Source organism: Sorangium sp. So ce834, assembly GCF_051521425.1.
Classification (GTDB): domain Bacteria; phylum Myxococcota_A; class Polyangia; order Polyangiales; family Polyangiaceae; genus Sorangium; species Sorangium cellulosum_D.
The window spans coordinates 5556616-5576827 of record NZ_CP150351.1; the positions used below are offsets into that span (position 1 = coordinate 5556616).

General features: G+C 72.2%; 15 protein-coding genes. 9 read left to right on the forward strand and 6 right to left on the reverse strand.

The features are described from left to right. Positions 1-19 precede the first annotated feature (19 nt). From galE to WMF20_RS20015, 3 genes are all read left to right on the forward strand, one after another. Complete coding sequence (gene galE, locus WMF20_RS20005; RefSeq protein ID WP_129575900.1) at positions 20-1036, forward strand: UDP-glucose 4-epimerase GalE; 1017 nt, start codon at positions 20-22, stop codon at positions 1034-1036. 45 nt (positions 1037-1081) lie between these two features. Then, on the forward strand, positions 1082-3382 hold the full coding sequence (locus tag WMF20_RS20010; RefSeq protein WP_437615908.1) for a peptide ABC transporter substrate-binding protein: 2301 nt from the start codon (positions 1082-1084) through the stop codon (positions 3380-3382). Between the two features lie 98 nt (positions 3383-3480). After that, positions 3481-5880 carry a glycoside hydrolase family 31 protein gene (locus tag WMF20_RS20015; protein WP_437615910.1) on the forward strand — a complete coding sequence of 800 codons (2400 nt, stop codon included), beginning with the start codon at positions 3481-3483 and terminating at the stop codon, positions 5878-5880. Between the two features lie 26 nt (positions 5881-5906). Here WMF20_RS20015 and WMF20_RS20020 read toward each other — a convergent pair whose 3' ends face one another. Continuing rightward, entirely contained in the window at positions 5907-6806 is a 900-nt protein-coding gene (locus WMF20_RS20020; protein WP_437615912.1) for a LysR family transcriptional regulator, read from the reverse strand. Positions 6807-6855: 49 nt separating this feature from the next. Here WMF20_RS20020 and WMF20_RS20025 point away from each other — a divergent pair, with 49 nt between their 5' ends. Both WMF20_RS20025 and WMF20_RS20030 read left to right on the forward strand, forming a co-directional pair. After that, positions 6856-7572: an SDR family oxidoreductase gene (locus WMF20_RS20025; RefSeq protein WP_437615914.1), complete on the forward strand. Its 717-nt coding sequence runs from the start codon at positions 6856-6858 to the stop codon at positions 7570-7572. Between the two features lie 298 nt (positions 7573-7870). Next, entirely contained in the window at positions 7871-8803 is a 933-nt protein-coding gene (locus tag WMF20_RS20030; RefSeq protein WP_437615916.1) for a fibro-slime domain-containing protein, read from the forward strand. A 109-nt stretch (positions 8804-8912) separates the two neighbouring features. On the opposite strand, the gene WMF20_RS20035 is transcribed toward WMF20_RS20030, so the two are convergent. The 5 genes from WMF20_RS20035 to WMF20_RS20055 all read right to left on the reverse strand — a co-directional run bounded on the left by WMF20_RS20035 (position 8913) and on the right by WMF20_RS20055 (position 16234). Continuing rightward, positions 8913-9581 carry a hypothetical protein gene (locus WMF20_RS20035; RefSeq protein WP_437615917.1) on the reverse strand — a complete coding sequence of 223 codons (669 nt, stop codon included), beginning with the start codon at positions 9579-9581 and terminating at the stop codon, positions 8913-8915. Between the two features lie 45 nt (positions 9582-9626). Beyond that, positions 9627-10844: a hypothetical protein gene (locus tag WMF20_RS20040; RefSeq protein WP_437615919.1), complete on the reverse strand. Its 1218-nt coding sequence runs from the start codon at positions 10842-10844 to the stop codon at positions 9627-9629. 457 nt (positions 10845-11301) lie between these two features. After that, positions 11302-12885: a family 43 glycosylhydrolase gene (locus WMF20_RS20045; protein WP_437615921.1), complete on the reverse strand. Its 1584-nt coding sequence runs from the start codon at positions 12883-12885 to the stop codon at positions 11302-11304. Positions 12886-12973: 88 nt separating this feature from the next. Beyond that, positions 12974-14473, reverse strand: a complete 1500-nt coding sequence (locus WMF20_RS20050; RefSeq protein ID WP_437615923.1) for a hypothetical protein — start codon at positions 14471-14473, stop codon at positions 12974-12976. Positions 14474-14701: 228 nt separating this feature from the next. Beyond that, positions 14702-16234: a GH1 family beta-glucosidase gene (locus WMF20_RS20055; RefSeq protein ID WP_437615925.1), complete on the reverse strand. Its 1533-nt coding sequence runs from the start codon at positions 16232-16234 to the stop codon at positions 14702-14704. Positions 16235-16405: 171 nt separating this feature from the next. Here WMF20_RS20055 and WMF20_RS20060 point away from each other — a divergent pair, with 171 nt between their 5' ends. From WMF20_RS20060 to WMF20_RS20075, 4 genes are all read left to right on the forward strand, one after another. Further along, positions 16406-17374 carry a quinone oxidoreductase family protein gene (locus tag WMF20_RS20060; protein WP_437617146.1) on the forward strand — a complete coding sequence of 323 codons (969 nt, stop codon included), beginning with the start codon at positions 16406-16408 and terminating at the stop codon, positions 17372-17374. A 173-nt stretch (positions 17375-17547) separates the two neighbouring features. Beyond that, entirely contained in the window at positions 17548-17913 is a 366-nt protein-coding gene (locus tag WMF20_RS20065) for a glutaredoxin domain-containing protein (protein ID WP_129575908.1), read from the forward strand. 290 nt (positions 17914-18203) lie between these two features. Beyond that, positions 18204-19124, forward strand: a complete 921-nt coding sequence (locus WMF20_RS20070) for an ABC transporter permease (protein WP_129575909.1) — start codon at positions 18204-18206, stop codon at positions 19122-19124. Between the two features lie 2 nt (positions 19125-19126). Then, on the forward strand, positions 19127-20200 hold the full coding sequence (locus WMF20_RS20075) for an ABC transporter permease (RefSeq protein WP_437615927.1): 1074 nt from the start codon (positions 19127-19129) through the stop codon (positions 20198-20200). The last annotated feature ends 12 nt before the right edge of the window (positions 20201-20212 follow it).

The following is a 20212-nucleotide window of genomic DNA, read 5'->3' on the forward strand; positions in this document are numbered from 1 at the left end:
ACCCTCTCGGGAGAACGACATGAGCAAGACGATCCTGGTCACCGGAGGCGCGGGCTACATCGGCTCGCACACCTGCGTGGAGCTCCTCCGCGCGGGCTACCGAGTGGTCGTCCTCGACAACCTCTGCAACAGCCGCAAGGCGGCCGTCGACCGCGTGGAGCGGATCGCCGGCAAGCAGGTGACGTTCGTCCAGGGCGACGTCCGCGACGCGGCGCTGCTCGATCGGCTGCTCGCCGAGCACCCGGTCGACGCGACGATCCATTTCGCGGGGCTCAAGGCGGTCGGCGAGTCGGTCGAGAAGCCGCTCGCCTATTACGAGAACAACGTCGCCGGGACGGTGTGCCTGCTCAAGGCGCTGGACGCCCGGGGCGCGCGGAAGCTCGTGTTCAGCTCGTCGGCCACGGTCTACGGGGATCCCGAGCGCGTGCCGCTCGACGAGGGGTGCCGGCTCGGGCCGACCAACCCCTACGGGCAATCCAAGCTCATGGTGGAGTACATCCTGCGCGACGTCGCGGCCACCGGGGGCTGGTCGCTCGCGTCGCTGCGCTACTTCAACCCGGTCGGCGCGCACGAGAGCGGGCTCATCGGCGAGGACCCGAACGGCATTCCGAACAACCTGACGCCGTTCATCACGCAGGTGCTGGTGGGGCGGCGCGACAAGCTCCGGGTGTTCGGGGGCGACTGGCCGACGCCGGACGGCACCGGCGTGCGCGACTACATCCACGTGGTCGATCTCGCGCTCGGGCACCTCGCCGCGCTGAACCGCATCTTCACCGTCGGCGACAGCTTCACGGTCAACCTCGGCACCGGGCGCGGGAACTCCGTGCTCGAGGTGGTGGCCGCGTTCGAGAAGGTCAGCGGCAAGCGGGTCCCCTACGAGATCGTCGCGCGGCGCCCCGGGGACGTCGCCTCCGTGTACGCGAACCCGGCGCGCGCGACGGAGCTCCTCGGCTGGCGCGCGGAGCGCGACCTCGAGACCATGTGCCGCGACAGCTGGCGCTGGCAGGAGCAGAACCCGAAGGGGTTCGCCGACTGACACCGCATCTCCCGAGCGCGTCCCTGGATCCGTGATGGGGGGAATTTGAACCACAGAGGCACAGTCCTCGGCGCCCTCCTCGCGTCGCTCGCGGCCTGCTCCGGCGAGAGCGAGGGCTACGTCGGGACGACGGCGCGCACCGGCAAGGACGCAGCGACCTTCTACGTCAACAACGGCGAGGAGCCGGAATACCTCGATCCCGGCAAGGCCGTCGACTCGGTGAGCATCTCGCTGCTCCAGCAGATGTTCGAGGGGCTGACCGCTTACGGCCCCGGCGACCTCCGCCCGGTCCAGGGGGTGGCGACGCGCTGGGAGCAGAGCGACGACAACCGGATCTTCCGGTTCCACCTGCGGCCCGAGGCGCGCTGGTCGGACGGCAAGCCGGTGACGGCGCACGACTTCGAGTACGCGTGGAAGCGCGTGCTGCGCCCCTCCACCGCCTCGCTCGCCGCGACGAACCTGCACGTCCTCAAGAACGGCGAGCTCTTCAACCTGGGCAAGCTCAAGGCGCTGCGCGAGGCCGCGACGCTGCGCGCGGCGCCGCGGCCCGACGCGCCGCCCGCGCTCTCCCTGCCGCGGGGCGCGTTCGTCGTGGTGCTCGGCCAGTCGCCCGCCCGGGTGACGTCGGCGGTGCCGCCCCTCGCGGCGCCGCCCCCCGGGGTCGCCTCGGTGACGTACGCCGAGCCCGACGAGAAGACCGGCGCCGGCGAGCGGCTCTCGTTCGGCGCGGCCGGCTCGGCCCCGGCGCCCGCGCCCGTCGACGCGGCCGCCGGCGGCGCGTGGCGCGGCGCCGAGGTCGCCCTCCTCGGGGTCGGCCCGCCGGTCGCCTGCAACGGCGCGGCCGACCGCTGGTTCGAGATCGAGGGACCCCAGGGCCGCGGCTTCCTCCCGGGCTGCCTGCTCGCGCCCGGGGGCGCCGCCGAGCACGCGCTCGTCGCGCCCCACGCGAGCGTCCCCACGTACGACCCCGCCGCGCCGCGGCCATCGCCGCCCTCCGGCGGCGGGGTGACCGGGTTCGTCGCCGCCTCGGAGCTCGTCGAGGACGACAGCGCCGTGGGCGTGCGGGCCCGGGACGACCTCACCCTCGACGTGGAGCTCGAGCAGCCCACGCCGTACTTCACCGATCTCACGAGCTTCGTCACCCTGCTCCCGGTGCGCCGCGACGTCATCGAGCCGTTCGAGGCGCGCGGCGAGCCGGAGCTCTGGTTTCGCGCCGAGAACATCGTCGTCAACGGGCCCTACCAGCTCGACGAGTGGAAGTTCCGGTACGAGATCACGATGAAGCGGAATCCGGCGTACTGGGCCCACGACGCCCTCCGGATCCACCGGATCGTCTGGATGGAGATCGCCCAGTACAACGCCACCTTGCAGCTCTACAAGGCGGGAGATCTCGATTACGTCGGCGACAACTCCGAGCTCCCGTACGACCACCTCGGCTGGCTGTCCGGGAAGAAGGACTTCCGGCGGAGCGAGTACCTCTCCACCGTGTACTACGAGGTCAACACGGCGAAGCCGCCGCTCGACGACGCGCGCGTGCGGTGGGCGCTGAACCTCGCGATCGACAAGCGCGAGCTCGTCGAGAAGGTCACGCGGGTGGGGAAGCCGGCGACGCATTACGTGCCCGACATCACCGGATCCGGCTACGCCGAGCAGGTGGCGGAGGACCGGGCGCGCGGCGCCGATCCGTTCGCGAGCCCCGAGGTCGGCCACGACCCCGCGCGCGCTCGCGCGCTGCTCGCCGAGGCCGGGTACGAGGTCGCCCGCGAGGGGGACGAGCTCCGCGCGAAGGGGTTTCCGCCGCTCGAGGTCCTCTACAACACGGGGGAGGGGCACGGGCAGGTCGCCGTGGCCATCCAGGACATGTGGAAGCGCCACCTCGGGATCTCCGCCACGCTGCGGAACGAGGAGTGGCGGGTGATGCTCAAGAATCTCCGCGACGGCAACTTCCAGGTGATCCGGCTGGCCTGGTACGCCGACTACAACCATCCGCAGACGTGGCTCGGCAACTTCCTGTCGTACAGCCCCAACAACCGGAGCGGCTGGGCAGATGCGGAGTTCGACGAGGAGCTCCGCCGGGCCGCCGCGATCGCCGATCCGCGCGAGAGCATCCGTCGCTTCCGCGCGGCCGAGCGGCGGGCGCTCGACGGGATGTGCCGGATCCCGCTCTATTTCGAGGAGAAGCCGACGCTGGTGAAGCCGTGGGTGAGGGGATACGTCCCCAACGCGCGGAGCACGCAGCTCGTCAAATGGCTCTGGATCGACCCCGACTGGCAGCACCGGCCGGCCGGCGAGCCCCCGCCGGTGCTGGAGCTGCCGCCGCCGGGGCGGCTGGCAGGTGCGCAGTGAGCGAGGCCTCACGACGAGGGTCTCCGATGACGAGGCGCCGTGACGAACGACCGGGGCGATTCATGGCCCGGGCGGCCACAGCCGGCTAGAGTCGCCAGATGCTCCTCACCGACGCCGCGATCGGCGCGGCTCACGTGCTCCTCTCCGGCGCCCGCGCCGCGGTCGAGATCCGCTGTCCAGGCCCCGGCGTGCTGCGCGTGCGCCACGCCCCCTCGTCCGCCGTGACGAGCTTCACGCACCCCGATCTGCCGCCCAAGCGGTCCTTCGCCGTGGTGGCCGACGGCGCGCTGCCGCTCTCCGCGCGCCGCGAGGGCGACACGCTCCACGTGTGCGCCGAGGGCGCCTCTCTCGAGGTCTCGCTCGCCTCGGGCACATGGACCTTCGGCGACGGAGAGGGCCGCGCCCTCGCGCGCAGCGAGGGCGTTTCCGGCGAGGTCCGGCCGGCGTTCCCCGTCGACGAGCACCGCTCGCGCCTCTCGCTCGCGGCGCCGCCCGGCGAGGCCTACCTCGGCTTCGGCGAGAAGGTCGGGCCCCTCGACAAGCGCGGCCTGCGCTTCACCTTCTGGAACACCGACGCTTTCCCGCCGCACGTCGAGTCCGACCCGCTCTACGCCTCGATTCCCTTCTTCCTGGCCCTCCGCGGCGGCGCCGCCTGGGGCCTCTTCCTCGACGAGACGTGGCGCTCGGAGGTCGATATCGCCCTCCGCCGCCCGGATCGCATCGAATGGGAGTCGTGGGGGCCCGAGCTCGACGTCTATCTCCTCGCCGGCCCGCGCCCGGCCGACGTCCTCCGGCGCTACGCCGCGCTCACCGGGCTCCCCGCGATGCCGCCCCTCTGGAGCCTCGGCGCGCATCAGTCGCGCTGGGGCTACGAGAACGAGGACGACGTGCGCGGCGTCGTCCGCGGCTACCGATCGCGCGGCCTCCCCCTCGACGTGGTCCACCTCGATATCGACTACATGGATGCTTACCGGGTGTGGACCTGGGACCGCTCGCGCTTCCCGGACCCGGCGCGGCTCGCGCGCGATCTCGCGGCCGAGGGGGTCAGGCTCGTGACGATCGTCGACCCCGGGATCAAGGCGGATGAGGGCTATGCCGTGTACGACGAGGCGCGCGCGCGCGACTTCCTCGTCCGGCTGTCGCGCGGCGACACGCTCGTCGGCGAGGTCTGGCCCGATCCCGCGGTCTTCCCGGATCTGACGCGCGAGGAGGTGCAGCGCTGGTGGGGCGAGCTGCAAAAGGCCTTCGTCGACGCGGGCATCGCCGGCATCTGGAACGACATGAACGAGCCGGCGTGCTTCTCCGTCCGGCCCGACAGGGGCCTGCCCGCGCCGAACGGCGGGCGCACCTCGGGCCTCGGCACGATCGAGGGCAGCACGCTCCCGTACGACGCGCGCCACGGCGCCCGCCGGCACCTCGAGGTCCACAACGTCTACGGCCTGGGCATGTCGCGCGCCGCCCACGAGGGGCTCGCCCGCCACGCGCCGGAGCGGCGCCCCTTCGTGCTCACGCGCGCGGCCTTCGCCGGCATCCAGCGCTACGCCGCGGTGTGGACCGGCGACTTTGCCAGCAATTTCACGCACCTGGAGGCGTCGATCCCGATGCTCCTCGGCCTCGGCCTCTCGGGCGTGCCGTTCGTCGGCGCGGACATCCCGGGCTTCGTCGGCCGCGCGAACGGCGAGCTGCTCGTGCGCTGGATGCAGGCCGGGCTGTTCTACCCGCTGATGCGCAACCACGCGGCGCGGGGCCGCCCGGCGCAGGAGCCGTGGCGCTTCGGCGAGCCGTACCTCGGCCTCGCGCGCGCGGTGCTCGAGCAGCGCTACCGGCTCCTGCCGACCCTGTACACGCTGATGCGCGAGGCCGCGGAGACGGGCCTGCCGGTCATGCGGCCGCTGTCCTTCCAGGCTCCCGAGGATCCCGAGGCGCTCCACGCCTACGATCAGTTCCTCTTCGGCGACGACCTGCTCGTCGCGCCGGTGGTGCGGCCGGGGCAGTCGAAGCGGCTGTCGTACCTGCCCCCCGGCGCGTGGATGGATTTCGCCAACCTGGAGCGCGCGGGGAAGGTGGAGGAGGGCGGGCGCCACGTGATCGCCGATGCGCCGCTCGGGGTCGTCCCCGTGTGGCTGCGCGCCGGGGGCGCGGTCGCGCTCACCGCGCCGCGGATGCACACGACGAGCGCGCGCTGGGAGGAGATCACCTGGCACGTGCACGCGGCGGAGCGGGTGAGCGGCCGCCTCTACGAGGACGAGGGCGACGGGCACGGCGCGTCGCGCACGACGCGGCTCTCGGGCGGCTTCGACGGCGCGGCGTTCACGCTCGAGCGCTGCGTCGAGGGAGAGCTGCCGGCGCCGGCGGCGCGCGAGGTGGAGACGATCCGGATCTACGGCGCGCCGCCGCCGCGCGCCGTGGCCGGGGCGAGGTCGCACCGCGCGCTGGACGGGGGCGTCGAGCTCGAGGTGGCGGCCGACTGGCAGCGGATCGAGCTCCGGGCGTCCTGAGCGCCGGCGGCGCCGGCGCGGGGCGCTCAGCCGTGCCGGATCACCCAGTCGAGCGCCAGGCGCACCCGCGCGGGGAGGAGCCGCCGCGACGGGTACACCGCGAAGAGCTCGCGCGGCTCGACGGTGCGGCCCGTCACGGTGAGCTCGACGAGCGCCTCGCCGTGCTGCGCGATCACCTCGCGGGGCGCGCAGACCACGCCCAGCCCCTGCGCCGCCGCGGCGATCGCCGCCCGCGGATCGTTGACGCAGAAGCGCGCGCGCGGCCGGACCTCCTCGACGGAGCCGTCCCGCCGGCGGAGGCGCCACGCGGCGTCCGCGCGGCTCAGGACGGCGGGCAAGGCGCCGAGCGACGCGCGCGCGAGCCGCGCGCGGCCCCGCAAGGCCTGCTGCACGAAGCGCGGCGACGCGGCCAGCGCGTACGGGAGCGACCACAGGCGCCGCGCCACGAGCTCGGCGTCCTGAACGGGCCCCGCGCGAAACGCCAGGTCGACGCCCTCCTCGACCAGCGGGACCACCGCGTTCGTGAGCGTGAGCTCCACGGTCAGGCGAGGGTGCCGGGCGGCGAAGGCGGACAGCGCCGGCGCGATGCGCTGCGCGCCCGTCATCACGGGCGCCGTCACCCGGAGCCTGCCCGCGGGCTCGTCCTCGCGATCTGCGACCCGGTCGAGCACCGACCCGAGCTCCTCGAGCAGGGGCCCGGCGCGCTCGAGCAGCCGCGCGCCCTCGCCGGTGAGGCCGACGCGGCGGGAGGTGCGCTGGAGCAGCCGCACCCCCAGCGCCTCCTCCAGCAGCGCCACCCGGCGGCTCACGGTGCTGGTGGGCACCCCCGTGCGCCGGGCCGCCTCGACGAAGCTCAGGTGGTGCGCGACGGCCGCGAAGAGCCGTGCGTCCTCGAGGGAGATCATCCCGTTCATGGGATGAAGCATGCCATATCGTCCCATGGTGCGCGCGAGGCGCCCGCGTTACCCCTCCTTCATGAACCTTGAACACCAGCATGTCGTCATCATCGGCGGCTCGTCCGGCATCGGCCTCGGCGTGGCCAAGGCTTGCCTCGCGCGGGGCGCGACGCTGACCCTCGTGAGCCGCTCGCCGCAGAGGCTCGCCGCCGCCGCGGCCGAGCTCGGGGAGGCGCGCCGCGTGCGCACCGTCGCCGCCGACGCGACGCAGGAGGCCGAGGTGCGGGGCCTGTTCAGCGAGCATCCGCCCGCGCACCACGTGGTGGTCACGGCGGTGCAGGGCCACTACCAGCCGATCCGCGAGCTCGACGTCGCGGCGGCGCGCCGCACGATCGACTCGAAGCTCGTGGCGGCGCTCCACATCGCCAAGCACGCGCGGATCGAGCCCGGCGGCTCGCTCGTCTTCACCACCGGCATCGCGGCGGCGCGGCCGGGGCCGGGCGGCGCGGTCGTCGCGGCGGCGAACGGCGCGCTCGAGTCGCTCGTGCGCGCCCTGGCCGTCGAGCTCGCGCCGGTGCGCGTGAACGCGCTGTCGCCGGGCTGGGTCGATACGCCGATCTGGGACTCCATCGCTGGCGGCGAGAAGGAGCAGCGGTTCGAGCAGCACGCGCGCCGTCTCCCGGTCCGGCGCGTCGGCGCGCCCGCGGACATCGCGCACGCCGCCCTCTTCCTGATGGGCAACGGGTTCACGACCGGCGAGACGCTGCACGTCGACGGGGGACACCGCCTCGTCTGAGCTCGTCCGCCGAGGCGGCCTGACGCGACGGGAAGCGCGGAGACGCGAGGCGGAGAGACGGGGCCCAGCACGGGAGAGCTCACCGATTCGACCTCTTCCCGCGGGGCAGGGACGACGCACCGCATTACCTCCTCTCGCGTCGAACAAGGCAGGATTCCGTCGGATGCAGCCGGGCTGAATTCAGCGATCTCCAGGCGATCGTGGCAGCGGGCGCCGCGCGATCTCGCGTAGGATTCCAGGGGCGACGTTGACAACCCTCACGAGGTGTGGTTGTCCTACTTTCTCCCAGGAGTGCTCTATGTCCCCTCGATCTCTCTTTCTTGTGACCTTCACCGTCGCGGCCCTGGCCTGCTCTTCGGGGCCTGACGACAACAACGGCAACTCGGGCTCCGGCTCCGGCGGCGGCCCGACCTCCGGCGGCACCAGCGGGTCGCCTTCGGGGGAGAGCAGCAGCTCGACGGGCGACGACATCGGGAGCATCTCGGGGGGCAACGTGACCATCGGCGCCGGCGGCGCTGGCGGGAGCGATTGCAAGAGCACGCTCGATGTCCTCTACCGCGACTTCAAGGACACGCACCCTGACTTCGAGATGGACTTCCGGGGCGATGTGGTTCGCCGCAAGCTCATCGAGCCGCAGCTCGACGGCGACAGCAAGCCGGTGTTCCTCAGCTCGGTGGGCTGCCAGGCCGACCTGCAGACCCCGCTCGACTGCGGGGGCGGGAACCCGAACCAGGTCGTCATCACGAGCGCCGAGTCGTTCAGCCAGTGGTACCGCGACGTGCCCGGCGTGAACATGACGTTCCCCAAGCAGCTCGAGCTCGAGGAGTCGCCGCCCGGCTCTGGCCGGTACATCTTCGACAGCACGGATTTCTTCCCGCTCGCGCCGGAGGAGGGGTTCGGGATCAACCCTCCCAACGGCAAGAACCAGAACTTCCTCTTCACCACCGAGATCCACCTCAAGTTCGGCTACGTCGCCGGCCAGGAGTTCAGCTTCCGGGGCGACGACGACATGTGGATCTTCATCAACGGCAAGCTCGCCCTCGATCTCGGCAGCATGCACGGGCCCGAGTCGGGCGTCATCGACTTCGACGCCCAGGCCGATTACCTCGGCATCTCTCCGGGCAACACGTACACGATGGATATCTTCCACGCGGAGCGCCACACCGACGGGTCGAACTTCCACATCGAGACGAACATCTCCTGCTTCGTGCCCGTCGACGTCCCGCGGTGAGGCGAGACGCGCCGCGCCCCGGGCCGCGAGCGGGATCGCCCCGCTCGCCGCGCGACGCCCGCGCCACCGTGCGCGCGCGGGCGTCGCGACGACGCCGGGACCGAGCCCCTCAGGGGCCGAACGTGGCGACGAAGATATCGCGGCCCCCCGCGTAAGGTACCGGGCCGGTCCCGAAATCGACTGGACCGTTCATGTCGCCGGTGACGCCGATCATGCCATTCGGCGCGATCGCGATATCCTCCACGGGAGCACCGAAATCGACCCACCAGAGCTCGTTGCCGCTCGCGTCGAGCCTGGCGAGCCCGTCCCCGGCGAGGATGACGCCGCCGGCAGGATCCAGGGCGATCTTGCTGCCGAAGCGGACCGAGCGGCTGAAGACGTGCTGGCCTGCCGAGTCCAGCTTGACGAGCACGGGGCCGGCGGGGAGCACGCCGCCGCCGAAGTCGACGAACCCATCCGCGGAGCCCGCCACGAGGATCTCATCCGACGCGTCGACCGCCACCGAGGAGGCGCCCATCGCCCCGTTGTTCTCGAACATCCGCGTCCAGACCAGAGCGCCCGCCGGGTCAAACTTGAAGACGGTGAAGTATTCCGCGCCGAGATGCGAACCGTCCGGGGGATCCTCGTTCGCCACGATCGCGTTGCCGGCGCTGTCGACCGCGAGGCTCACCGCTGCATTGCTGAGGTCGGATGCCGGAACGAACTGTGTCCAGAGGATGCCGGCGCCGCCGGCGCCGATCTTCGCCAGGTAGGTGTAATCGTAGATGCCGTAGAGCATGTGCAGATCGTCCGGCGGCGACCCTCGTCGCAGGGCGGCGCGGTATCAGTCCTCCGGGCAGGCGGGCTTCGGGTCGGGGCACGGCTGGCCCTCGACCCAGGGGCGCGTCTGCTTGCAGCCGCTCACGTCCTCGAAGGTGTTTCCAGAGACGAAGTCGGGCCCCGCGGTGCCGTTCCAGCCGCGGGTGACGCCGTGGCCGGCGACGTGGCGGAACGTCGATCCCTGGATGAACCCGCTGCTCGGCGCCTGGCTGAAGATGACGGCGCCATTGAAGGTCGCGAGATCGTTGCAGCTGAGCAGGATGCAGCCGCAGTCGTAACCGGCATACTCGACGATGACGTTCTCCAGGACGTTCTCGTCGCGCGGGATGCCGCCGAACCAGAGCCCGCCCCAGTCGCCGGGCGCGGGGGTCTCCGCGGCCGAGGTGAAGACGATGGGCTTCTCCGGCGTGCCCAGCGCGCGGAGGGCGCCGCTCGCGGCGAAATCGCCGGTGAAGTGCTCGATCTGCATGAAATTGCCGGGCTCGAACCGGATGGTGACGCCGGGCTCGATGGTGAGCGTCGTGAGCGGCGCGTCCTCGCCGCCGCCGCCGATGTTGAAGCGGGCGTCGCGCCAGTCGCCGAAGTGGTAGGGCACGCCGCGGTCGCGCAGGGTCGTGTCCTGCTGCAGCCCGGAGGTCTGATTGGCGCCCTCGTCCTGGATCAGGATCTCGTCCTTTCGATTGCCGGTGTACACGCCGACCGGGATCGAGCCGAGCGCCTGCTCGCCGAGCTCCAGCGGATACGGGTGCTCCTCGCTGCCGCTCTCGGTGATCACGAGATCGGTGGAGCCCTCCGCGAACGCCGACGCCCGCAGGAGGAGCACCCCGGCGCCGAGCGACCCGCGCACCGTCACGTGATCGACGAGCAGGACCGGCGCCGCGGGGGTCACGGACGCCCCGTACGCGGAGAGCGCCGCGTTCGCGTGGAAGCGATCGCCGCCGCCCCCCTCGAGCGTCACGTGGCGGAGGGTCGCCTTGGCAGGCCACGCGACGTGCACGTCGTTCCACCGCGCGCCCTCGCTGCCGCGGAACGTGATCGGCCGCGCCTCGGTGCCCTCGGCCTTCAGCTCGGCGCCCTCATCCATCGCGGAGATGCCCGTGTCCTCCTCGAGCAGCACCTCGGCGCACGGCTCGATCGTGAGCGTCACGCCGGGGCGGAGGCGGACAGGGAAGCTCACGACGTGCGGGCTCCCCTCCGCGGTCCAGGTCTCATTTTCGCTCACATCGCCCGAGTGATCCGTCGGGCCGCCGGACGGCGCGGGGCACCCCGGCTCGGCAGAGCCGCCGCCGCCGCCAGCCCCACCCGAGCCGCCAGCCCCACCCGCAGCGCCAGCGCCGGCAGGGGGAGGGTCGCCGGGATCGCACGCGACGAGGAACATCACACAGACTGAGGTGAGCGTAACTACAACGTTCCGTAGAGCCATATCCATGTTCCTTTGTGGACACCTGTGCGTTGGTGCGCACACAGGCAAAGACGCACAGATTAGCTCATTCGCATCGCGTCCGCAGAGTCTTTGCTCGTGCCAGGCGCGAGCCCGCCCCCTCGCGACGCGACCCGCGCTGCGCGCCGGCCAAGCGGCCGTGTTGTCGCGTCCGATGGACACCGGCGCTCCTCGGGATGTAATCCGGATTCCGGAGCGGCGAGAGCGCCTGTCGTGTCCCGCGGGCGCTCGACGGGCTTCAGCGCCGGGGCGACGGCTGCGCCATGCGGAACGACGCGAACCGCGCGGCGGCTCCGCTCGGGCCGCGCGCGAACAGGGCCGCGCGCACGCCGCGATCCCATGGCGGCAGATCGTCGGCGTCGACGGCGTCCCCGACCGGGGCCCAGGCGTCGGCGCCGCCGGCGCGGATCGCGAAGCGGAAACGGTGCCCGCGCACGACCGTCATCCGGAGCTCGGCGCGCGAGGGCGCGCTCGTCTCGGCCACCACCCGGCGTTCGCCGTGCGCGAAGCGGAAGACGGCGGCGCGGCCGCCGCCCATCGAGATCCCGACCGCGTTGTCGCCGTCGCCGTAGGCCGCGAGCCCCGCCTCGACGTCCGGCGGGGCCGAGATCTCCGTGGTCACCTCATAATCGCCCCGCAGCGTCGGGCGCCCGACGACCGCGCCGAGGTGGCTGCCCGGAGCCCCCGGCATCGCGCCCAGCGTGAGCCATCCACCGCCTTCGGGCTCGAGGGTCGCGTCGGGGCGCGCCGCCACGGGCCACTGCCAGCGCGGATCGAGCGCGCCGCCGTCGAACTCGTCCACGATCTCCGCGGGCCAGGGCGCCTGGGGCGCGATGGGCGATGCGGCGCGGGCGCTGGGCCCGCCGCCGCGGAAGGACGGCCAGCCGTCGGCTCCGAAGGTCACCTCGTCGAGCAGGCCTTGCCGGCCGACGTACACCGAGTCCAGGGCGCTGTACGCGTGGTAGAGGAGAAAGAACCGCCCGCCGCCGTCGTCCACCACGCTGCCGTGGCCGGGGCACTTCCAGGCGTCGTTGCCGGTGAGGATCGGGTTCGCCGGGTTCTTTTCCCAGGGCCCGCGCAGGCGCGGCGCGCGCGCCACGCCGAGCGCGTAGCTGCACGCCCTGCCGCAGCAGCCGGCGCCCGAGTAGAAGGCGTAGAAGCGGCCTCCGTGCCGCATGAGATAAGGCCCCTCGACGACGCCATCTTCCCAAGGCGCGTCGTTCTGGAAGAGGACGACCGGCGCGCCGAGCAGCGCGGTGCCGTCCTCCGAGAGCTCCTGGGCCCAGATCGGCGTCGGCGCCCCGATGCTGTTCCCGTCCTCCTTCCAGACGAGGTGGCGCACCCCGTTCTCGTCGCGGATCGGGCAGCCGTCGATGGAGCCGACCGCCATGCACGTGAGCGGCCCATGGTCGGTGTACGGCCCGTCCGGCGCATCGGCGCTGGCCGCGGCGACGCACAGCGGGCCGCCGTGCTTCCGGGCCGTGTAAACGACGTAATATCGGCCGCGGTTCTCGGTGATCTCGGGCGCCCAGAGGCTCCCCGAGGCCCAGGACGGGAGATCGGGGAAGACCGAGCCCACCCGATCCCAGTTCACGAGATCGGTCGAGCGGAGGAGCGGAAACGGCGCGCCCCACTCGGAGCTCGTCGCCGTCGCCCAGTACGCCCGGCCCACGCGGAGGACCGAAGGATCCGGGAAGTCGCCCGGGACAACCGGGTTGGCGTACACGCCGCCGCCGCGGCTCCCCGCGATCTCGGCGGAGCCCGCGGGCACGGCGTCCTCCCCGCAGCCGCCGAGGAGCAGCAGCGCGACCGCCGTGGGCATGACAGCGCAGACCAGGGCCCGGCGCCGGCACGGGACCCGACATCGCACCCTCCATTTCTCTTCGGCCACGGCCATGATCGCAGCGCGATCACGGGATGAATTTGACAACGAGCATCGACTCCTCCGTTTCGGGGCTCGAGATCGGTCCGGCGCCGAAATCGATCGTGCCCTTGAGGTTCCCGACGGCGATCAGGGCTCCGGCGGGGTCGAGGGCGAGCCGGGAGAGGCCTCCGTGCTCCGACGGCTGGAAGGAGGCGCTGCAGAAGCCGTCGCCGCGCGGGTCGAGCCCGGCGACGAACAGCCCCTGGGTTCTCGTGGTCAGCGGACCGCAGCCGAAGTCCGTGTCCTCGATGAAGGCGCCGGCCAGCCAGGTGTTGCCGGCGGCGTCGGCGGCGAGCGCGTGCGCTCTGGGGAAGCTCCTGGCGAACGTCGGGGCGCCGGTGGCGGAGAGCTTGGCGACGAACACGGCATCCCCATCGCTCGTCAGCGTGTCGCCGCCGAACTGGAACGTCTCGCCGAAGAAGCCGAGCGAGACCACGTTGCCTGCCCCATCCACGACCGTGCCGCCGGGGTGCTCGCCAGCGACGCTGCCCAGCCGCTGGCTCCATCGATGCTCGCCGTCCGGACCGAGCGAGGCGACGAAGATATCGGACGCTTCGGCTGCCCAGGATGGGCCAGCAGCCCGGAGCGGGCCGCCGCCGAAGTCGACGAGGTGGTGGAAGCTGCCTCCGAGCACGAGGTTCCCCGCCGCGTCGAGGGCGAGCGCGGAAACGTGCGCGCTGTCCCAGCCGAAGCTCCTGCTCCAGACGTGGCCGCCCGCGGCATCGAGCCTGGCGACGAAGACGTTCATGGCGTCCGCGTCGTTCGTGAAGGTATCCCCGCCGAGGTCCACGGTCCCCACGTAATCACCGGTGACGACGATATCGCCCGCTGGCAGGAAGCCGACGCCGCGGACCGTCGCGGACCCCGTTCCGAAGTGCGTGCTCCAGACGTGCTGCCCCGAGGCGTCGAGCAGGACGAGGAAGGCGTTCAAGCCCTGCGCGTTCACCGGGCCACCGCCGAAATCCGTCGTTCCACCGAAGTGGCCCCCGACGAGGATGTTCCCCGACGCGTCCGCCGCGATGGCGATGCCGGCCTGAAGATCGGGCACGGCGGAGACGTCGCCGAACCGCCGGCTCCAGAGGTGGTTGCCGAGCGGATCGAGCTTGAGGACGAACGCGTCCATGTTGCCCGTGCTCACGAGAGGGCCGCCGCCGAAGTCGACCGTGCCGTCGAAGGTCCCGGTGAGGAGGATGTTGCCGCGAGCGTCCACGGCGAGGCCGACCACGTCGGCCCGGTCGAATCGACGGGCGAACGCGAGCTCGAGGCAACCCGCCTCGCACACAGGGGCGCTGCCGCCGACGCCGGCGCCGACGCCGCTACCGCCGGCGCCGACGCCGCTACCGCCGGCGCCGACGCCGCTACCGCCGGCGCCGACGCCGCTACCGCCGGCGCCGCCTTCCCCGGCGGCCGGGCCGCTCGCCGGGGTCGGCGCCGCGTCGTCCAGGCTGCTCCTCGCGCCGCATCCGAACGCAGCCAGCGCGGTCACCAGAGCAAGACGCCTCAGCCTGTATTCGCTCCTGTTCATCCCTGCCCCTCCACGCCGCGACGATATCATCGTCGAAGATGGCGCAGGGAGAGGACCTGGGGAAAGCCAGAGTTCGACGCCCGCTCGCGCTGCCCGCTCGCGCTCGGGACCGCGAGCGCGACGAGGAGCGGCGCGGGGAAGCGCCCGGCCCCGCGGCCCGACGGGGCATCGGGCCGCGGGCCTCCGGGATCAGCCGGTCACGTTGTCCCAGGCCACCGCGGTCGGCCCGAGGAGCGAGCGCCCGTTGGTGGCGATGACGTTCTTGTACCAGGAGAACGAGTCCTTCGGGATCCGGCGCTGGGTCTGGTAATCGACGTAGACGAGCCCGAACCGCTCCCTGTAGCCCTCGGCCCACTCGAAGTTGTCGAGGAGCGACCAGGCCCAGTATCCGAAGACGTCGACGCCCTCCTTCATCGCCCGCGCCAGGCCGAGCAGGTACCGGTGCATCAGGTCGATGCGCTGCGGGTCGTGCACCTTCCCGTCGAGGAAGACCTGGTCCCGCGTGGCGGTGCCGTGCTCGGTGATCCCGATGGGCAGCTTGTACCGCTCCCAGAAGTACCTCGTGCCCCAGTACAGGGTGCTGGGGACGACCTGCAGCCAGTCGAGCGTCGCGCGCGGGTAGCCGGGCGGGGACGCGACGCGCTCGGGCTTGCCGTCCTTGCCCCGCCGCCACGTGCCCGCCGAGTACATGTTGAGCCCGAGGTAGTCGAGCGGCCGCTTGATCTGGTCGAAGTCGCTGGCGGGGAAGTCGGGCACGTCGTTGCCGAAGAGCTTGAGGCCGCTCTCCGGATACCGCCCCTCGAGCACCGGCGCGATCCACCAGGCGTTGTTCCACGGGTGCCGCTCGTACACCGAGAAGATCGCCTCGCGCGCCGCCTCGACGTCGCCCGGGTCCTCCGTCGCGGGGCGCTGGACCTGGGTCGCGAGCACGTAGCCGACCTTCGCCGCCTTGGCCGCGGCGCGCAGTGCGTCCACCTGCTTGCCGTGGGCGCGCATCTGGTTGTGCGCGGCGGTCAGGTAGTCCCGGTACGGGAGCTTGAGCCCCGGGGCGAAGTGCCCCTCGAGGAGCGCGTTGCCGATGAACGCCTGCGGCTCGTTCTGCGTCACCCACCACGGCACGCGATCGCCGAGCCGCTCTGCGACGACGGTCGTGTAGTCGGCGAACCAGTCGGCGACGTCCCGCTGGAGGAACCCGCCGCGGTCCTGGAGCGCCTGGGGGAAGTCCCAGTGGAACAGCGTGCACATGGGGACGATGCCGAGGCGGAGGAGCTCGTCGACGAGCCGGTCGTAGAAGTCGAGCCCCTTCGCGTTGACCTTGCCCGTGCCCTCCGGGAGGACGCGCGTCCACGAGACGCTGAAGCGATAGCTCTTGGCCCCGAGCTCGGCGAGCAGCCCGAGGTCCTCCTTGTAGCGGTGGTAGTGGTCGCACGCGACGTTTCCGGTGTGCCCTTCGAAGACCTTCCCGGGGGTGTTCGAGAAGACGTCCCACACGGAGGGGCCGCGGCCGTCCTCGGCGGCGGCGCCTTCGATCTGGTAGGCCGCGGTGGCCGCGCCCCACAGGAAGCCCTCGGGGAACGGCGCCGCCGTCGTGCCTGCCGGCCCCGCGCCGGCCGACGGGGCCGGCGACGCGAGCGCCGAGGCGGCCGCGGCAGCGGACGGCGCGTGCGAGGCGCCAGGGGCGTTGTGCTGGGTGAGCGACTCGGAAGGAGTGGAAGCGGACATGAGAGCGCATCATCCACGGCGCGCGTTGGGCAGCAATGGGATCGATGCCTGCGCCGCGGCGGCGCCCGGCGGGAAGCGATGCGTCGAGGATGCGTCGACGATGCGTCGACGGTGCGTCGGTGCCTGCGCCGGCTGCTTGACGAGCCGCGCCGGCTCGGCAACATGGGCGGCATGCTCGCGATCCGACCGAAAGCCGCCGGCGGCCCCGAGGTGATGACGCTGGAGGAGCACCCGACGCCGACGCCGGGCCCGGGTGAAGCCGTGGTCCGCGTCGAGGCCGCCGGGGTGAACTTCATCGACATTTACCAGCGGAGCGGCCAGTACAAGGTCGAGCCGCCGATCCCGCTCGGGCTCGAGGGCGCGGGGCGCGTCGAGGCGGTGGGGCCGTCGGTCACCGAGGTGAGGGAAGGGGACGAGGTCGCGTGGGCCGGCTGCGCCGGCTCGTACGCCACGCACGTCCGCATCCCGGTCGCGAAGCTGGTCCCGGTGCCAGCGGGCGTCGGCGCGAAGCGCGCGGCGGCGGCGATGCTCCAGGGCATGACGGCGCATTACCTCGTGCGCTCCACGTTCGCGCTCGGGCCGGGCCGCACGTGCCTGGTCCACGCGGCGGCGGGCGGGGTGGGGCTGCTCCTCTGCCAGATGGCGAAGCGGCTCGGCGCGCGCGTGATCGGCACCGTCTCGACCGAGGCGAAGGCGCGGCTCGCGCGCGAGGCCGGCGCCGACGAGGTGATCCTGTACACGCAGGCCGACGTCGAGGTCGAGGCGCGCCGGCTCACGGGCGGCGCCGGGGTCGACGTGGTCTACGACGGGGTCGGGCGCGACACGTTCGAGAAGAGCCTGGGCGCGCTCCGCCCGCGCGGCATGCTGGTGCTCTTCGGCCAGTCGAGCGGGCCGGTGCCCGCGTTCGACCCGCAGATCCTGAGCCAGAAGGGGTCGCTCTTCCTGACGCGGCCGACCCTCGGGCACTACACGGCGACGCGCGAGGAGCTGCTCCAGCGCGCCGAGGACGTGCTCGGCGCGATCGCGCGCGGCGAGCTCACGATCTCGGTCGGCGCGACGTACCCGCTCGCCGACGCGGCGGAGGCGCACCGCGCGCTCGCCGGGCGGGCGACGACGGGGAAGGTGCTGCTCGTGCCGTAGAGCGCCCGGCGGCCTGACGCGCGGAGATCGCGAGCGGGCCACGCAAGGCGGTTCGCCGTCTCCACGAACTCTGGCGCTCGCGCTGGGCCGCGAGGCGCAGTAGCGCGTTCCGGCGCGAGGTTGACCGCGCGCTCTCCGCGCCGGTACGCTGCCGGCGCGGAGGTGCTCATCTCATGTCCGAACGTCCCATGCTTGCTCCCGAGAAGGTCGCCGAAGCGGTGAAGTCGCAGATCGCGAGCTTTCATCGCTCCATCGTGGATGAGGTCGCAGGCGCCGTGAGCCGCGACGGGGTGGTCGTCGTCGGGATGGCCCAGAATCCCTTCGTGAAGAAGGCGCGTCGGCTGCTCGATGGAGAGGGCGTGAGATATACCTACCTGGAATACGGGAGTTACCTCTCCAAGTGGAGGGAGCGGCTCGCCATCAAGCTCTGGGCCGGCTTTCCGACGCTTCCCATGGTGTTCGTCGACGGGGTCCTCGAGGGCGGCTACGCCGAGCTCGTGAAGCTCCGCGACCAGGGCAAGCTCAAGAAGCAACCGTGAACGGGCGCGGATGAACGGCGAGCGCCGCGCGTGCCTGGCGCGCCGGCCGCATCCGGCGCCCCCAGCGCGCAGGCCGCCTCGGCCGCGGCAGCGCGACGCGCCGCGCGGCGCGAAACGCCGTGCCGGCCAGCGATTCCGTGATATGCGGGAAGACGCGGCGCGCCCTCGCGGCCGTCGCCGCGCCGAAGGAAGGCAGCACGGAGGCACCTCGTGACATCGCTCGGGATCCACGGAAGGCGGCGGCATGACGAGGCGAGCGGCGCGGCCCCACGGCCGGGAGGCGGCGCGCCGTGAGCACCTACGCCATCAAGCGGCTGCTCTCGATCATCCCCACGCTCCTCCTCGTCGCCACCCTGGTGTTCGTCCTGGTGCGCATCGTGCCGGGCGGCCCGTTCGACCAGGAGCGGGCCGTGCCCGTCGAGGTCCAGCGCCAGCTCGACGCCAAGTACCACCTGAACGATCCGGTGCTGAAGCAGTATGGCGACTGGCTCTTTGCGCTCGTCACCCGCGGCGACCTGGGCCCGACGTTCAAGTACCCGAACCGCACCGTCAACGAGATCATCGCCCTCAGCCTGCCCGTGTCGATGCAGCTCGGGTTCTGGGCGATGCTCTTCGCCCTGGCGATGGGCATCCCGCTCGGCATCGTCGGCGCCATCCGCCAGAACACCTGGAAAGACACGGCGGCCATGGGGGTCGCCATGGTCGGCCTCAGCGTGCCGCGGTACGTGCTCGCGCCGCTGCTCATGCTGGTCTTTTCGCTCAAGCTCTACTGGTTCCCCGTGGCCCGCTGGGAGACGTGGCGGCACATGGTGCTCCCGGTCATCTGCGCCGGATTGCCGGTGGCCGCCTACATCGCCCGGCTGACGCGCGGCGGGATGCTCGAGGTGATCCGCTCCGACTTCATCCGGACCGCGCGCGCCAAGGGGCTCTCCGAGCGCAAGGTCGTCCTGAAGCACGCGCTCCGGGGCGGGCTGCTCCCGGTCGTGAGCTTCCTCGGCCCCGGCTTCAGCGGCCTGCTCGTCGGCTCCCTCGTCGTCGAGAAGATCTTCAACATCCCCGGCATGGGCCGCTACTTCGTCGAGGCGGCCACGAACCGCGACTACAACCTCGTGATGGGGGTCATGCTCGTCTACGGCTTCCTGCTCATGCTCTTCAACGCGCTCGTCGACGTGGCGTACGCCTTCATCGACCCGCGGGTGGAGCTGCGCTGACCATGCCCGCCGCCCCCCCGCCGCCCGCAGCAGAGCCCGCCGCTGCCGGCGCCTCGCCCGCCGCGCCCGGCGACCTGCCCGCCGTCCCCGGCGGCGCGGCGCCGCGCCCGGCCGGCCCGCTGCGGCTCGACGCGCTCGAGCAGGGGTCGAGCCTCGGGCGCGACGCATGGCGGCGGCTCCGCAAGAACCGCGCGGCGGTCGCCTGCGGCGCCGTGCTCCTCGCGATGATCCTCGCCTGCATCCTCGTCCCCGAGCTCTCCAGCTACCGGTACGACAAGGCCGACCTCAAGCTCGGCGCGCAGCCGCCCTCGCTCGCGCACTGGATGGGCACCGACTACTTCGGCCGCGACCTGATGGCCCGCGTCTTCTTCGGCGGGCGCATCTCGTTCGCCGTCGGCATCATCGCGACGCTCGTGAGCTTCGTCATCGGCGTGAGCTGGGGCGGCGTCGCCGGCTACTTCGGCGGCAAGGTCGACGCGATCATGATGCGCATCGTGGACGTGCTCTACACGTTCCCGTTCCTCATCCTCGTCATCCTGCTCATGGTCTTCTTCGCGAACGACCAGACGCCCCTCTACCGCGCCTGGAAGGTCGCGCTCGGCCTGTTCGTGCAGGATCCCTCGGATCCGAGCTATTTCCCCATCTTCCAGATCGTCGTCGTCTTCGCGGCCCTCGGCGGCATCTCCTGGCTCACGATGGCCCGCATCGTCCGCGGCCAGGTCATCGCGCTGCGCAGTCAGCCGTTCATCGAGTCGGCGCGCTCGATCGGCGTCGGCCACGCAGCGCTGATCTTCCGGCACCTCGTGCCGAACGCGGTCGGCCCGATCATCGTCTATACGACGCTCACCATCCCCGAGGTGATGATGACCGAGGCGTTCCTGAGCTTCCTCGGCCTCGGCACGCAGGAGCCGCTCTCGAGCTGGGGCCTGCTCGCGTCCACGGGCGCCGACGCGATGGACCTCTTCCCCTGGCAGCTCATCTTCCCGGCGCTGATGCTCGCGCTCACGCTGATCTGCTTCAACTTCCTCGGCGACGGGCTCCGCGACGCCCTCGATCCACGCATCCGAAAGGACTGAAGGGGCGCGCCG